Raw genomic sequence first — 14,357 nt, forward strand, 5'->3', positions numbered from 1 at the left:
TAATCTGGGATGCGGCAACTATTTTTCAATATCCCGTCATTGGGAGGATTTCATGCAGAATGCAGATAACGACAATGCCTCGGCTCGGAATAGGGATGACGCTAGAGAGCTTCCACCGGCGGCGCAGAGAGCCCTGAAGGAAGCTGAGGAGCGTCGCAGGCAACAGGCTGACCTTCAATTGCCTCCGGAGACCGGTGGCCGTGGCGGCGCGGAACCAGTACGCTTTGGCGATTATGAAATAAAAGGTCGCGCAATCGATTTTTGACTGCGTAAAATGGAAATACCCGCCAGAAGCGGGTATTTTATAATTACATCAAATACTTATCATTTTTGCTCGAGAAGCCTGCATACCGCTTCGAGTTGCTCCAAGGTGCGATAGCTGATGCGGATCTGACCCGAACCGCCCTTGTGGTTGATCTTCACATCAAGTCCAAGCGCGTCGGACAGGCTCCGCTCAAGCGCGACCGTATCCGAATCCTTTTCAACGGCAGGACGTTTCTCGCCGCCATCGCCCTGGGACTTGATGTCATTCTGCGCGAGGCGTTCGGCGTCGCGAACAGAAAGCCCTTTGGCCACAATTGTCTTGGCGAGCGTGGACGGATCAGACGTCGACACAAGCGCCCGGGCGTGCCCGGCCGAGAGCGAGCCATCCGCCAGCATATCCCGGACCGGGTCGGGAAGCTTCAAAAGACGAAGACTATTGGCGACATGGCTTCGGCTCTTGCCTATGATCTCTCCGAGGTCGTTCTGGGTATAACCGTGCTCGGCAATCAGCTGCTCATATCCCATCGCTTCTTCGAGGGGATTGAGATCCGACCGCTGGACGTTTTCGACGATGGCCAGTTCAAGCGCGGTGCGATCATCGACATCGCGAACAATGACGGGGACCTCGGTAAAGCCCGCGAGCTGGGCCGCGCGCCATCGTCTTTCACCTGCAATGATCTCGTATCTGTTGGTTGCAACTGTTCGTACAACCACAGGCTGAACAATACCATGTTGCCGGATTGACGCCGCAAGATCCTGAAGCTCGTTCTCATCAAAGTGACGCCGCGGATTTCTTTGGCTTCGGGCAATGAACTCGATTGGTATCGTGCGGTCTGGACTGACAGCGCGCGGCGGCTCCCCAACCGGAACTGGCTGGTCCATTTCCCCGATCAGTGCGGCGAGGCCACGTCCCAAACGGCGCTTCGAGAGATCATCACTCATAAAATATTACTCCATACACTCCCAACAAAGATTACGCTGCTCTGCGCAGACGCTCCCTTTGGATCACTTCGGATGCCAGCTGCAGATAGGCCTGGCTACCGGCGCATTTCAAATCATAGAGAATGGCCGGTTTACCGTAAGATGGCGCTTCCGAGACACGTACATTTCGCGGAATGAGGGTGTGATAAACCTTCTCACCCAGATGTGAGCGCACATCTGAGACAACCTGCTGCGCCAGATTGTTTCGAGCATCGAACATCGTGAGGACGATGCCTTGGATGTCGAGCTGCGGATTTATCGATGAGCGGATTTGGCTAACCGTATCGAGCAACTGACTCAGCCCTTCAAGCGCGAAAAACTCGCATTGAAGCGGCACCAGAACCGAATGAGCCGCCGTCATCGCGTTCATGGTCAGGAGATTAAAAGAAGGCGGGCAGTCAACGAGAATATAGGAATATCCTCTAGCCTCAGGAGTCTCCATCGCCGAGCGCAGTAGAAAGACGCGGTTGGAAACATTCGCTACTTCCATTTCAAACCCGAGCAAATCCATGGTCGACGGAACAATGTCGAGATTCGGTACGGCGGTCGGGAAAGCCACATCCGCAACACCATAGTCGCCAACCAGAAGATCATAGGAAGAAAGCTTGCGCTCTTTGCGATCGATGCCCAGACCCGTGCTCGCATTCCCTTGGGGATCAAGGTCAACAATCAAGACCCGCTCGCCAATGGCAGCAAGCGCCGTCGCGAGATTAATGGCTGTGGTTGTTTTACCAACGCCGCCTTTTTGATTTGCGACTGCGATAATTCGATTTTTTTCAAAAGTCATGCCGCACCTGGCCAGCTCGTCAGCGCCTCAAAGAGAGGTTGCTGATTTCAAGAACAACAGAATCTGCCTCAATGGCACTCTGGTGTTTTATCAGATCGAACTGCCAACGACCATGCGCTTTCTGCACTTCGGATTCGTAATCCCGTCCTTTATTGAAAAAGGCCTTGAGGTCAGAATTTTTCTCTGCCCAGGGGTGAATATACTCCAAAAGAAGATCAAGCTCGGCCAGCGCCCGTGCCGAGACCGCGTCGCAACTTTCGATCGTCTGGGGCGCCGTTTCAATTCTTAAGGGGTGAACTGACCCGCGCGCACCTGTTTCTTTTAGAGCGATACGTAAGAACGCGGCTTTTTTATTGTTGCTCTCAACCAGATCAACCCAGCCGTCGCCCAATTCAGCAAGGAAAATCGCCGTTATTACACCAGGGAATCCACCGCCACTGCCGAGATCAATCCATCTTTGAGGTACAGAACAGAGCTGAAATATTTGCGCGCTATCCGCCACATGACGACTCCAGAGCTCTGTGAGCGTTGAGGGCGCCACCAGATTTGTGGTTTTGTTCCACTTCTTGAAAAGTTCGACAAAATGCTCGAGTCTCTCTTGTGTTTCACGTGAAACACTCTGGCCGTTTATATTCATAATTTGACTCGTTATGGGTGCATGCGCAACTTCGTATCGGCCACTTCTGAGTTTTTCCGAAGCAGAGCGAGGAGAAGCGATATAGCAGCGGGAGTCATGCCGTCAACACGAGCAGCCTGCGCGATATTCTCTGGACGCGCTTTTTCCAGCTTTTGTTTCAATTCGTTGGAAAGACCCGAAAGGTTCTTGAAGTCGAAACTAGAGGGAATCTTACGGTCTTCGTCGCGTCTGATATCGATAATATCCGCGTTCTGTCGTTGCATATAAACTGCGTAGCTAGCTTCGATTTCAAGGACCTCTGCCAACTTCTTGTCCAGCGCCGCCAATTCAGGCCAGAGAGCGGAAAGCGTATCGACGGTCATGTCAGGATAGGCGAGCAGCTCGTAAGCCGAACGACGGTGACCATCCTGGTTGAGCTTCAATCCCTGTTTAGCCGCCTGCGAAGGGCTGATCGTCAATCCCTTCATTACCTCGCGGCCATGGTCGAGGTCGGCGATGAAATCAGCAAATCGCCTTCTCCTTGCTTCGCCGACAATTCCAGCACGCAGGCCGAGCGGAGTCAGTCTCATGTCTGCATTATCCACACGCAGCGAGAGACGATACTCGGCTCTTGACGTGAACATTCGGTAGGGCTCACTGACGCCCTTGGATGTTAGGTCGTCGATCATGACACCGATGTAAGATTCGGTGCGGCTAAAGTAGATCGGATCACCGCCGCCGGCACAAAGTGAGGCATTGAGGCCGGCAACAAGCCCCTGCGCCCCTGCCTCTTCGTAGCCGGTCGTGCCGTTGATCTGCCCGGCCAGGAACAGCCCCGGAATCTTCCTGCATTCCAGGGACGGCTTTAATTCCCGAGGATCCACATAATCATATTCAATCGCATAACCCGGCTGAAGAATGGAAACACGCCCAAGGCCGGGTATCGTTCGGATAAACTCTTCCTGGACAGACGCGGGGAGGGACGTCGATATGCCGTTCGGATAGATCGTATGATCGTCCAATCCTTCGGGCTCCAGAAAAATCTGGTGGCCATCGCGTTCGCCGAAACGGGTAATCTTATCCTCGATGGAGGGACAATAGCGGGGACCGACACCTTCGATCTGGCCGGAATACATCGCCGACAAATGAATATTGTCCTGTATGACCTTGTGGCCCGCCGGTGTCGTCCGCGTCACACCGCACTCGATCTGCGGATTGAGAATACGGTCTGTCATGAACGAAAAGGGCACGGGGTGTTCATCGGCACCCTGCCGTTCCACGGCTTCCCAGTCGATGGTTCGCCCGTCGAGGCGTGCGGGAGTGCCGGTCTTCAAGCGGCCCATGGTAAGTCCCAGGCGAGCCAAGGTGTCAGATAGACCGACAGACGGTAGCTCGCCAGCGCGACCCGCAGGGATCTTTTGGGCGCCGATATGGATGAGTCCCCGCAAGAAAGTTCCGCTAGTCAGAACTACGGCGCCACATCGAATCCGGCTACCATTCTTCATGACAACGGCGGATGCCCGGCCTTCAGCCATTTCAATATCGAAAGCATCACCTTCAATAATCGTCAGGTTTTCGATCAGGCCGATCTCATGCTGCATCGCCTCGCGGTAGAGGCGGCGGTCAGCTTGCGTGCGCGGTCCGCGGACAGCTGGTCCCTTCTTGCGATTGAGCATACGAAACTGAATTCCAGCAGCATCTGCGACCCGGCCCATCAGCCCGTCGAGCGCGTCTATCTCGCGCACGAGATGTCCCTTGCCCAGACCACCTATGGCGGGATTGCAAGACATGACACCAATTGTATCGCGCTGATGAGTGATGAGCACAGTCTTTGCGCCATGTCTTGCTGCCGCTGCGGCCGCCTCGCTACCGGCGTGGCCGCCGCCAATTACCACAACATCGAATGACTGGTGCATGTTCTTACGTCCTGCTCTGCCGTGTTCACCGACCATGAGGTACAATGTTTCACGTGAATCATTTTCCTATGCAGAATTCCGAGAAAATAACGCCAAGCAAATCTTCAACGTCGACACGGCCTGTAATCCGGCCAAGGGAGGTGGCGGCAAGCCTTAGAAATTCAGACCTTATCGCAAGATCTGAACCTTCGGAATCGAGCGCATCACTAACATAAATGAGCGTCTCTTCAAGTCGTTTTTTGTGGCGTGCTCGGGTGGGAATCAGCGTCTGGCCAGCGCCAAGCCTATTTTCGATCTCCGCGCGCAGCCTCCCACGCAATTCATCCAGTCCGATCCCTTCCATTGCAGACACAAAGAGATCGAACGTTCCACAATGATTCCCTGAGCGGAGGGCGGTCTTCGTTCTTAAAAGCAAGGTTTGCTCATGAGGGACGTTGAAGAGGTGTTTCGGAGGCGAATCGTTGTCCGAAAGGATCAGGATAAGATCGGCGGTTTCCGCCGTGAAAATAGCGCGCCGCACCCCTTCCTGCTCGACAACATCCTGGGTTTCGCGAATTCCGGCCGTATCGAATAAGCGGACGAGGTAGCCATCGAAATTGATATCGACAGTCAACACGTCGCGAGTTGTGCCAGCAATATCCGTGACAATGGCAATGTCGCGCCCACTGAGCGCGTTCAGAAGCGTCGATTTTCCGGCATTCGGCTCACCGACAAGGGCAACCTTAAAACCGTCTCGGATAATCTCGCCTGTGTTACCGGCCGTCAAATGCCTCTGAATCTCGTCCTTTAGTGCAGCCACCGAGTCCCACACCTGCGACGCTACAGAATCGGGAACATCTTCTTCATCGGCAAAATCGAGTTCTGCTTCAATAAAAGCGCGAGCGCGGGTCAGGCGCTCGGCCCAACCGTCATAGAGCGCCGACAATCGACCGGTGCTTTGCTCCACGGCCAGCCGCCGCTGCATTTCCGTTTCGGCCTGGAGGAGGTCAGCCAGACCTTCGACTTCCAGTAGATCCATCTTCCCATTTTCAAACGCGCGACGTGAAAACTCGCCAGCGTCGGCAGGGCGCAGAGCATCGAGGCGGCCTAGCTCGTTCGAAATGGCTGCAATGACCGCACGGCTGCCGTGACTATGGATCTCGACGCAGTCTTCGCCCGTAAACGAGTTGGGTGCGGGGAACGTGATTACCAGAGCCTGATCGATGACCCCACCATTTCGATCCCGAATCGAACGGAGCGCAGCCTTCCGCGGCGGTGGCAACTCTCCGTGAATCAGAATTGCCAACGCATCAAATGCCCTTGGCCCGCTCAGGCGAAGGACAGCAACACCCGACGGCAATGCGCCGCTTGAAAGAGCATAGATCGTATCGGCAGAAGCGGGCATCATCACCTCGGTCTAAAACAGTCAAGCCGCATCCGAATGAACGAATGCGGCTTTCAGAACTGACATGGAGAATCCGGCTAAACTCCGGATCAGGTGTTCATCGACTCGAAGAAATCGGAATTGTTCTTGGTCTGCTTCAGCTTGTCGATCAGGAACTCGATGGCATCCATCGTGCCCATCGGCGCAAGAATACGACGCAGAACGAAAATCTTTTGAAGATCCTGCCGCGGCACAAGAAGGTCTTCTTTACGCGTACCGGACTTCAGGATATCCAGCGCCGGGAAGATACGTTTGTCGGCGACCTTGCGGTCGAGCACGATTTCCGAGTTACCCGTTCCCTTGAATTCTTCGAAGATGACTTCGTCCATCCGGCTGCCGGTATCGATCAGCGCCGTCGCAATAATCGTCAGCGAGCCACCTTCTTCGATATTACGCGCAGCACCGAAGAAGCGCTTGGGACGCTGCAGCGCGTTGGCGTCGACACCGCCGGTCAGAACCTTACCAGAGGAGGGAACGACGGTGTTGTAGGCGCGACCAAGGCGCGTGATGGAATCGAGCAGGATGACGACGTCACGGCCATGTTCGACCAGGCGCTTTGCTTTTTCGATGACCATTTCAGCGACCTGCACGTGCCGAACTGCCGGTTCGTCAAAGGTGGAGGACACAACCTCACCCTTCACCGAGCGCTGCATGTCGGTCACTTCTTCCGGGCGCTCATCGATCAGGAGAACGATCAGATAACATTCAGGATGATTTGCAGTGATCGAATGGGCGATGTTCTGCAACAGGACCGTCTTACCGGTGCGCGGCGGCGCCACGATCAGTCCGCGCTGGCCCTTGCCGAGCGGCGCAACGAGATCGATGACACGCGATGACAGGTCCTTCGAGGTCGGAACATCGAGTTCCATCTTGAAGCGCTCATTAGGGTAAAGCGGCGTCAGATTGTCGAAGTGAACCTTGTGGCGAATCTTTTCCGGGTCATCGAAATTGATCGTGTTGACCTTCAAAAGCGCGAAATAGCGCTCGCCTTCCTTCGGGCCACGGATCGGCCCTTCGACCGTGTCACCGGTTTTCAGCGAAAAGCGGCGAATCTGCGAGGGCGAAATATAGATATCGTCCGGACCGGGAAGATAGTTTGCATTCGCGGAACGCAGGAAGCCAAATCCGTCCTGCAGAACTTCGACGACGCCTTCGCCGATGATTTCGATGTCCTGGCTCGCGAGAACCTTGAGGATTGCGAACATGAGCTCCTGCTTACGCATAGTGCTCGCATTTTCAACTTCCAGGGATTCAGCAAAAGTCAGCAAGTCGGTAGGCGATTTGCTCTTAAGTTCCTGAAGCTTCATTTCAGCCATGAAGAGAAGACCGTTTGATAATGTAATGTCGGGGGAGGGCGTGTTCGCGAATCAGATGCTGTGGGTAAGACCGCAGATGACTGAATAATTCACATGCCACGAAGATGAGTGGGCTGAAAATAGCGATTGAACACGTTCCCCGCAAGAGGAAAGCACGAATTCCGCGAAATTTATCGTCTGACCGGCCTAACCAAAAGGTTTCACAACCACAAGTATGACAATCAGGATCATCAGCATGGTCGGAACTTCATTCATCAACCGCCAGTGACGGGCAGGTCTCGTGTTTTCATCACGCGCAAACCGTTTTGCACTCCGCGTGAAATAAACATGCGCCCCGGTCAATAGAACGACCAATCCAATCTTGGCATGCAGCCAGCCACCGGAAAAACCGTAGACCGACCAAGCGAGGTAGAGACCGAGAACCCAGGATATCATCATCGCAGGGTTCATGATGACCCTGATCAGACGCTGCTCCATCACCTTGAAGGTTTCGGACTGTTGCGAACCCGCGGGCGCATCCGTGTGATAAATGAAAAGCCGCGGCAGATAAAAAATCGCTGCCATCCAGGAAATCACGGCGATGACGTGAAGCGCCTTGATCCAGAGATAAAGATCGGCCGGATCTGCGTATAATAACAACGCTATGAACGCCAGGAAGACGCCAAGCGCGATGCCGGCACGCAAGGCCGCCCTTTTTCCAGAAAGGGTGGATGTCTGTTTTTCGGCGCTCATGCCGAAGCTCCAATGCCACGCACCCGCTGCACCAGCCGCGTCACGTTTTCCGGGTCCGCTTGCGGCGTAATGCCATGGCCGAGATTGAAAATCAGCGGGCCCTGTCCCAGTGCCTGCAGCACGGCGTCAATACCATCCTGCAAAGCCTTTCCGCCCGCCACCATCAGCATCGGGTCCAGATTGCCCTGGACAGGACCTTCCTTCTGCAACTCGGCTGCAAAGCTTAATGGAACTGACCAGTCGAGCCCAATTGCATCAGCGCCTGTCTTGGAGCGATAGTCCTTCAGGAGGTAACCGGCGCCCTTGGCGAAAGCGATGATCCGCGCATTGGGCCGGCGGGCACGCACGGACGCGATAATCCGGGCAACCGGCTTTACCGCGTAGTCCTCAAATTCCTTTTCGCCGAGAACGCCCGCCCAGGAATCGAAAATCTGCACGGCATCAGCGCCCGCATCGATCTGGGCCACGAGATAGTCGGCAGACACCTCAGCCAGAAACGCCAGTAGCTTTTCCATCGCGGCACGCTCCTGATAACCGAAGAGCCGCCCCGGTGCCTGATCCGGCGTGCCATGGCCAGCAATCATATAGGTCGCGACCGTCCAGGGAGCGCCACAGAAGCCGAGAAGAGTGGTTTCATCCGGCAAGCTGTTGCGTAATCGTGAAACCGTTTCGAAGACAGGTGACAGATACGTCATGACGCCAGATGCATCGAGACTGGCTATCCCGGTGACATCGATCGGGTCCATCGCTGGCCCTCTGCCTTCAGTGAAGGAAACGTTGCGATGCAGCGCGTCGGGGATGACAAGAATATCGGAGAAGAGAATGGCTGCATCCAATCCGAAGCGGCGTATCGGCTGAAGAGTGACTTCCGTCGCCAGTTCAGGGTTATAACAGAGGTCGAGGAAACTTCCCGCTGTCTTGCGCGTTTCACGATACTCCGGGAGATACCGCCCAGCCTGGCGCATCAGCCATATAGGTGGCGGCGTGACCGTCTCACCGTTCAACACCGTCATTACCTTACGTTCACTCATCGCACCAAGCTTCCAAAAAATAAAATCAAAGAGATTTAAAAGATTTTCTATTTCTTAGAGTCTGTGAGTAGCAAGGATTAAAATCGTTCCAGCTGAAATGCCGCAGGAAGCCATTTGGTGAGAGAAGTGCAAGGAACATCCGGCCACGCTTTCAGGCTCAATGGTGAAAAGTGATTTTACGTAATTTTTTCAGTTACTTGATCAAATCCTTTTGCCGACGCTGCCTGTGAATGACCTGTGGAAAATTTCCGACAGTTTTCGGTTCTTCCAACAATTCACAGGCTTGGCAAGAACGATTGCAGCCACTTGCGGATTGTGGAAAAACACCACCTTATTCACGTCGCGGTTCGGCCCGCAGGGCGATTGAGGGATTTGTCCCGGTTTATCAACAGCGGGAGAAAAACAGCGTGGAGAACAAAAAAAGCTTCTTCCATCTGCACTTGATTTCGGACTCAACAGGAGAGACTCTGATGTCGGCGGGTCGCGCCGTATCCGCCCAGTTCTATGCTTCAATGCCGGTGGAACATGTCTACCCGATGATCCGCAATCAGAAACAGCTCGCGCAGGTGGTTGATCTGATCGACAAGGAACCCGGCATCGTTCTCTACACCATTGTTGATCAGCAACTGGCGGAGTTTCTGGATTTGCGGTGCCACGCGATCGGCGTGCCCTGCGTCAACGTACTGGAGCCCATTATCGGCATCTTCCAGAGTTATCTAGGGGCCCCATCCAGGCGCCGGGTGGGCGCACAGCACGCGCTGAACGCCGATTATTTTGCCCGTATCGAAGCGCTCAATTTTGCGATGGACCATGATGACGGACAGATGCCGGAAAATTACGATGAAGCCGATGTCATCATTATCGGCATCAGCCGCACGTCGAAGACGCCAACGAGTATCTATCTCGCCAACAGAGGTATAAAGACGGCCAACATTCCCGTCGTACCCGATGTGCCATTGCCAGGAAGTCTTTATGCCGCCACCCGACCGCTGATCGTGGGACTAGTAGCGACGTCGGACCGCATTTCTCAGGTGCGTGGAAATCGGGAGCTGGGCACAACTGGCGGGTTCGACAGCGGTCGCTATACCGATCGCGCCACGATCATGGAAGAACTCAAATACGCACGCGCGCTGTGCGCACGCAACAATTGGCCGCTCATCGACGTCACGCGCCGTTCGATAGAGGAAACGGCGGCCGCAATCCTTGCCCTTCGTTCAAGGACGCGATAATCCGAATCCCATCATCGGGAGCGGAAGTCATGCCACAAGAGTTGATCCTCGCCTCATCCAGCGCATCGCGCCAGATGTTGATGCGTAATGCCGGACTGGCGTTTTCAGCGATCCCCGCGAATATTGATGAACGCGCCTTAGATGAGAAGCTGGAGCGAGAGGGCGCGAGACCTGAGACGGTAGCCCTTGAACTTGCTAAGGCCAAGGCGCTGTCCGTAAGTACGCTTCATCCGCAGGCCCTGGTGCTTGGGTGCGATCAGACCATGTCCCTTGGCGCTCGCGTTTATCACAAGCCAGCAACCATGAAGGAAGCTGAAGCGCACCTACTATCCCTCTCCGGTCAGGTTCACCGTCTCAACAGCGCGGCCGCTCTTGTTCAGCATGGCGAAGTGATCTGGGAGACCGTGTCGAGCGCAGAGTTGAAGGTGCGCGAGCTGAGCGCTGAATTTGTCTCCAGACACCTGAAACGGGTGGGTGAAAGCGCTTTGAGCAGCGTGGGCGCATACCAGCTGGAGGGAGAAGGAATCCAACTATTCACCTCAATCGACGGTGATTACTTTACGATTCTCGGCCTTCCGCTTTTACCACTGTTAACAAAATTGCGCGATCTGGGTGTCATCGATGGTTGATTCACGTGAAACATTAACCGTAAATGCCTTCGTCGTCGGATACCCGATTAAGCATTCCCGATCGCCTATCATCCATTCCCACTGGTTGAAAACATTCGGTATTGCCGGCTCCTATAAAGCCGTCGAAGTCGCGCCAGCCGACTTCGGAAACTTCATCATGTCCCTGAAGCACGGCGGACCCGGCGCACCGGTCGGTGGAAACGTCACCATTCCGCATAAGGAAGCAGTGTGCCAGCTCGCCGACAGGCCAGATGAACTGGCGCAGGAACTTGGCGCGGCCAACACGGTCTGGATGGATGAGGGCAGGCTGTGTGCCACCAATACGGATGGTTACGGTTTTGTCGCCAATCTCGATGAACGTCATCCCGGCTGGGACAAGACGGAGCGCGCGGTCGTTCTCGGTGCCGGTGGTGCCAGCCGAGCGGTTATCCAGTCACTGCGTGACCGGGGAATTGCTGAAATTCACGTCCTCAACCGAACTGTCGAAAGAGCCCATGAACTTGCCGACCGTTTCGGCCCGAGGGTTCACGCCCACCCGCAGGCCGCGCTTGACGAGGTCATGCAAGGAGCAGGGCTGTTTGTAAACACGACATCGCTGGGGATGGACGGAACGGAGGTCCCACGTCTCGATTTTTCGCCGCTTGCCGCTGGCGCGGTGGTTACCGATATCGTCTATGTTCCGCTCGTCACGCCGATCCTGAAAATGGCGCAGGAGCAGGGGATCGCAACGGTCGACGGTCTGGGCATGTTGCTGCACCAGGCAAAGCCCGGTTTCAAGACATGGTTCGGCCAAATGCCTGAGGTGGATGAGACACTGCGATCGCTGATCATTGCGGATATGGAGAGACATTGATGATCGTCATCGGTCTCACCGGCTCGATCGGTATGGGAAAAACCACCACCGCCCGCCTGTTTGCTGCCGAGGGTGTGGCTGTTCTTGACTCCGATGCGGTCGTTCATGAGCTCTACCGTGAAGAAGCAGCCCCGCTGATCGAAGAGGCCTTTCCGGGAACCACTGTTTCCGGTGTCGTTGACAGACAGAAACTCGGGGAAGTCTTACGAGAGAATCCGGCTAATTTTAAGAGGCTGGAGGAGATCGTGCATCCGCTGGTGCGAAAAAGGCAGCAAGCTTTCCTGGCCGCGGCACAAAATGAAGGGCGAGAATTCGCGCTGCTCGACATTCCACTGCTCTTCGAAACCGGTGCGGAAAATAGGATCGATAAAGTCGTGGTGGTAAGCTGTTCGCCTGAAGTACAGCGGGAGCGGGTGTTATCCCGCCCGGGCATGACGGAAGAGAAATTCGCAATGATCCTCGCCCGCCAGATGCCGGATGAGGAAAAGCGGCGACGCGCCGATTTCATCGTGGAGTCGGGAAGTGGTGTCGAAAATGCGCGGGATCAGGTAAGAGAGATATTGCAGACATTGGCCGCTCAGTCGCGCCGCGGAGAGACGAATGCGTGAGATCATTTTCGATACGGAAACCACGGGCCTAGAATCCAAGCTGGACCGTGTCATTGAAATCGGCGGGATTGAACTGATCAACCACTTCCCGACCGGGCGTACGCTGCACCTCTATATCAATCCGGAAGAACGCAAGGTTCATCCAGATGCGCTTGCGGTTCATGGCATCACTGACGAGTTCCTGAAAGACAAACCGAAATTCGCCGAGGTTGTTGACCAGATACGTGACTTCTTTGAGGGCGCGCGCTGGGTCGCCCATAACGCGACCTTCGATATGGGTTTCATCAATGCGGAATTCGCGCGGCTGGGCATTGAGCCCGTTTCACCTGAGTTGGTGACCGACACCCTGTCGCTTGCCCGCCGCAAGCACCCGATGGGACCGAATTCGCTGGATGCACTTTGCCGGCGATATGGCATCGACAATTCACACCGCACAAAGCACGGCGCGCTCCTCGACTCCGAACTGCTCGCCGAAGTTTATATTGAGATGATCGGCGGTCGTCAGACCGCGCTCGGTTTTGGCTCGTCTGCCAAAGAGCAAACGATCGTCATCGAAGAGGACGTCGCGTTTGAGCCGATGCAGAGGCCGCGACCTCTGCCGCCAAGGCTGGATGCGGAAACCATTGCGGCCCACGGTAAACTCGTCCTTGGCATGGGCGACAAGGCGATCTGGAACCGATATCAGAATTGATCATCGCTCGGCCGAAGCGCCAACAAAGACCAAAGAAAAACCCGGGCGAAGAACCCGGGTTTTGTTTTTCGTGCAATTTGCCGTTGGCTGTAGATCAGTTTGGAACAGCCTGAACCTGAGCCTTGGCCTGTTCTTCGGCAACGCGCTGGGCAAACATCTGTGCAAAATCGATCGGGTCGATCATCAGCGGCGGGAAGCCGCCATTGCGGGTGACGTCGGCAATGATCTGGCGGGCAAAGGGGAAGAGCAGGCGCGGGCACTCGATAAAGAGAACCGGCAGCATATGCTCCTGCGGGAAACCGGATATGCGGAACACGCCGCCATAAACCAGCTCGGCAGCGAAGAGAACCTTGTCGCCATCCTTTGCTTCAGCGTTCAGCGTCAGTACGACGTCGAAGTCCGAACCGGAGATCGGATTGGCGTTGACGTTCACATTGATATTGATCGACGGCGCATTTTCTCGTGCCTGCAGCGAACGGGGAGCGCCCGGATTTTCGAAGGACAGATCCTTGATGTACTGGGCAAGAATATTCAGAGATGGGCTAGCTGCGCCCTGTGCGCCATTTTCAGCGGTCATTACGGTTCCTCGCGGCGTGATTTCGTGGAAGGCGGTCTATCATTTCGACCCCGGGCTTACAACCCTTCGTGATCGCGCGCGGTCCAGCTGGGTCAGGGTTTGGGGAGGTCCCGATCATCGGGTCGGCTTGACCACGGCGAGTCCTTCGGGCCGTCGCGGTGAAATTCCTCTTCTTCGAGATCAACGACTTTCGAACCGCTACGGGCGCCGGGGCTCGTTTGATATCCGGAATAATTTCCCGACTGGCGGAAGGAGCCCCCAACAACGACGCGCGGCCCGAAAGCCTTCCACATGAAACGGCGAATGGCCGGCGAGAGAAGCAGCAGGCCAAGAATATCGGTGATGAAGCCAGGAATAAACAGCAGGATGCCTGCAACGACACGCATGGCGCCGTTCACCAGCTCATCCGCCGGCTGCGCGCCCGTGCGACCGGCATCCTGGAGATTTCTCACCATCCCGATGCCGCCAACTCGAAGGATCAGCAGGCCGAGGAAGGATGTGAACAGAACGAGCGCGAGTGTCAACCACAGTCCGATAGCCTTGCCGACGACAATGAAGCCGGCAATTTCGAGGATTGGCATCATCAGGATGACGATGGGGAGAAAGGAAAAACGCATCTTCTAGCCTTGGGTGTGCATCTCTGGCAGATTGCCGGTTCCCGGGGACACCGATGATTGAATCTGCATATTTGAATGATGATCAGA

At 55.3% G+C, this 14,357-nt stretch carries 16 protein-coding genes; 6 read left to right on the forward strand and 10 right to left on the reverse strand.

The annotated features are described in order from the left end of the window. Window positions 1-52: 52 nt before the first annotated feature. Window positions 53-265: a DUF1674 domain-containing protein gene (locus FS804_RS18515; protein ID WP_144578377.1), complete on the forward strand. Its 213-nt coding sequence runs from the start codon at window positions 53-55 to the stop codon at window positions 263-265. Window positions 266-324: 59 nt separating this feature from the next. Here the strand turns inward: FS804_RS18515 and FS804_RS18520 are convergent, their stop codons facing one another. The 8 genes from FS804_RS18520 to hemE form a co-directional block, all read right to left on the reverse strand. After that, window positions 325-1,206 (reverse strand): ParB/RepB/Spo0J family partition protein, encoded by an 882-nt coding sequence (locus FS804_RS18520; RefSeq protein WP_063951553.1) that lies wholly within the window; start codon window positions 1,204-1,206, stop codon window positions 325-327. 31 nt (window positions 1,207-1,237) lie between these two features. Then, complete coding sequence (locus FS804_RS18525; RefSeq protein ID WP_144578378.1) at window positions 1,238-2,032, reverse strand: ParA family protein; 795 nt, start codon at window positions 2,030-2,032, stop codon at window positions 1,238-1,240. A gap of 19 nt (window positions 2,033-2,051) precedes the next feature. Beyond that, complete coding sequence (gene rsmG, locus FS804_RS18530) at window positions 2,052-2,669, reverse strand: 16S rRNA (guanine(527)-N(7))-methyltransferase RsmG (protein WP_144578380.1); 618 nt, start codon at window positions 2,667-2,669, stop codon at window positions 2,052-2,054. An 11-nt stretch (window positions 2,670-2,680) separates the two neighbouring features. After that, entirely contained in the window at window positions 2,681-4,564 is a 1,884-nt protein-coding gene (gene mnmG / locus FS804_RS18535) for a tRNA uridine-5-carboxymethylaminomethyl(34) synthesis enzyme MnmG (RefSeq protein ID WP_144578382.1), read from the reverse strand. Window positions 4,565-4,622: 58 nt separating this feature from the next. After that, a complete protein-coding gene (gene mnmE, locus FS804_RS18540; protein WP_186376898.1) occupies window positions 4,623-5,951 on the reverse strand; it encodes a tRNA uridine-5-carboxymethylaminomethyl(34) synthesis GTPase MnmE in 1,329 nt (442 codons plus the stop codon). 86 nt (window positions 5,952-6,037) lie between these two features. After that, window positions 6,038-7,303, reverse strand: a complete 1,266-nt coding sequence (rho, locus tag FS804_RS18545; RefSeq protein WP_004444236.1) for a transcription termination factor Rho — start codon at window positions 7,301-7,303, stop codon at window positions 6,038-6,040. A gap of 186 nt (window positions 7,304-7,489) precedes the next feature. Beyond that, window positions 7,490-8,035, reverse strand: coding sequence for a protoporphyrinogen oxidase HemJ (gene hemJ / locus FS804_RS18550; protein ID WP_186376900.1), 546 nt, complete (start codon window positions 8,033-8,035; stop codon window positions 7,490-7,492). Then, window positions 8,032-9,066, reverse strand: a complete 1,035-nt coding sequence (gene hemE / locus FS804_RS18555) for a uroporphyrinogen decarboxylase (protein ID WP_144578386.1) — start codon at window positions 9,064-9,066, stop codon at window positions 8,032-8,034. The genes hemJ and hemE overlap by 4 nt, the downstream gene beginning before the upstream one ends. A gap of 407 nt (window positions 9,067-9,473) precedes the next feature. Here hemE and FS804_RS18565 point away from each other — a divergent pair, with 407 nt between their 5' ends. From FS804_RS18565 to dnaQ, 5 genes are read left to right on the forward strand one after another with little or no spacing between them, the layout of a single operon-like run. Beyond that, window positions 9,474-10,295, forward strand: coding sequence for a pyruvate, water dikinase regulatory protein (locus FS804_RS18565; protein WP_144578389.1), 822 nt, complete (start codon window positions 9,474-9,476; stop codon window positions 10,293-10,295). 29 nt (window positions 10,296-10,324) lie between these two features. Continuing rightward, on the forward strand, window positions 10,325-10,924 hold the full coding sequence (locus FS804_RS18570; protein ID WP_144578391.1) for a Maf-like protein: 600 nt from the start codon (window positions 10,325-10,327) through the stop codon (window positions 10,922-10,924). Further along, window positions 10,917-11,777 carry a shikimate dehydrogenase gene (locus FS804_RS18575; protein WP_144578393.1) on the forward strand — a complete coding sequence of 287 codons (861 nt, stop codon included), beginning with the start codon at window positions 10,917-10,919 and terminating at the stop codon, window positions 11,775-11,777. Before FS804_RS18570 ends, FS804_RS18575 begins: the two co-directional genes overlap by 8 nt. Beyond that, window positions 11,777-12,385, forward strand: coding sequence for a dephospho-CoA kinase (coaE, locus tag FS804_RS18580; RefSeq protein ID WP_144578394.1), 609 nt, complete (start codon window positions 11,777-11,779; stop codon window positions 12,383-12,385). The genes FS804_RS18575 and coaE overlap by 1 nt, the downstream gene beginning before the upstream one ends. Then, window positions 12,378-13,076: a DNA polymerase III subunit epsilon gene (dnaQ, locus tag FS804_RS18585; RefSeq protein WP_144578396.1), complete on the forward strand. Its 699-nt coding sequence runs from the start codon at window positions 12,378-12,380 to the stop codon at window positions 13,074-13,076. The genes coaE and dnaQ overlap by 8 nt, the downstream gene beginning before the upstream one ends. Window positions 13,077-13,170: 94 nt before the next feature. Here dnaQ and secB read toward each other — a convergent pair whose 3' ends face one another. Continuing rightward, window positions 13,171-13,653: a protein-export chaperone SecB gene (gene secB, locus FS804_RS18590; RefSeq protein ID WP_063951564.1), complete on the reverse strand. Its 483-nt coding sequence runs from the start codon at window positions 13,651-13,653 to the stop codon at window positions 13,171-13,173. 92 nt (window positions 13,654-13,745) lie between these two features. Then, window positions 13,746-14,270 (reverse strand): FxsA family protein, encoded by a 525-nt coding sequence (locus tag FS804_RS18595; protein ID WP_144578397.1) that lies wholly within the window; start codon window positions 14,268-14,270, stop codon window positions 13,746-13,748. Window positions 14,271-14,357: the final 87 nt, after the last annotated feature.

Source organism: Agrobacterium sp. DE0009, assembly GCF_007680755.1.
Taxonomy (GTDB): Bacteria; Pseudomonadota; Alphaproteobacteria; order Rhizobiales; family Rhizobiaceae; genus Agrobacterium; species Agrobacterium tumefaciens_B.

Coding starts and splice junctions, on each gene's coding strand:
- FS804_RS18515 (WP_144578377.1), top strand. CDS start 53: ATGCAGAATGCAGATAACGACAATGCCTCGGCTCGGAATAGGGATGAC.
- FS804_RS18520 (WP_063951553.1), bottom strand. CDS start 1,206: ATGAGTGATGATCTCTCGAAGCGCCGTTTGGGACGTGGCCTCGCCGCA.
- FS804_RS18525 (WP_144578378.1), bottom strand. CDS start 2,032: ATGACTTTTGAAAAAAATCGAATTATCGCAGTCGCAAATCAAAAAGGC.
- rsmG (WP_144578380.1), bottom strand. CDS start 2,669: ATGAATATAAACGGCCAGAGTGTTTCACGTGAAACACAAGAGAGACTC.
- mnmG (WP_144578382.1), bottom strand. CDS start 4,564: ATGCACCAGTCATTCGATGTTGTGGTAATTGGCGGCGGCCACGCCGGT.
- mnmE (WP_186376898.1), bottom strand. CDS start 5,951: ATGATGCCCGCTTCTGCCGATACGATCTATGCTCTTTCAAGCGGCGCA.
- rho (WP_004444236.1), bottom strand. CDS start 7,303: ATGGCTGAAATGAAGCTTCAGGAACTTAAGAGCAAATCGCCTACCGAC.
- hemJ (WP_186376900.1), bottom strand. CDS start 8,035: ATGAGCGCCGAAAAACAGACATCCACCCTTTCTGGAAAAAGGGCGGCC.
- hemE (WP_144578386.1), bottom strand. CDS start 9,066: ATGAGTGAACGTAAGGTAATGACGGTGTTGAACGGTGAGACGGTCACG.
- FS804_RS18570 (WP_144578391.1), top strand. CDS start 10,325: ATGCCACAAGAGTTGATCCTCGCCTCATCCAGCGCATCGCGCCAGATG.
- FS804_RS18575 (WP_144578393.1), top strand. CDS start 10,917: ATGGTTGATTCACGTGAAACATTAACCGTAAATGCCTTCGTCGTCGGA.
- coaE (WP_144578394.1), top strand. CDS start 11,777: ATGATCGTCATCGGTCTCACCGGCTCGATCGGTATGGGAAAAACCACC.
- dnaQ (WP_144578396.1), top strand. CDS start 12,378: ATGCGTGAGATCATTTTCGATACGGAAACCACGGGCCTAGAATCCAAG.
- secB (WP_063951564.1), bottom strand. CDS start 13,653: ATGACCGCTGAAAATGGCGCACAGGGCGCAGCTAGCCCATCTCTGAAT.
- FS804_RS18595 (WP_144578397.1), bottom strand. CDS start 14,270: ATGCGTTTTTCCTTTCTCCCCATCGTCATCCTGATGATGCCAATCCTC.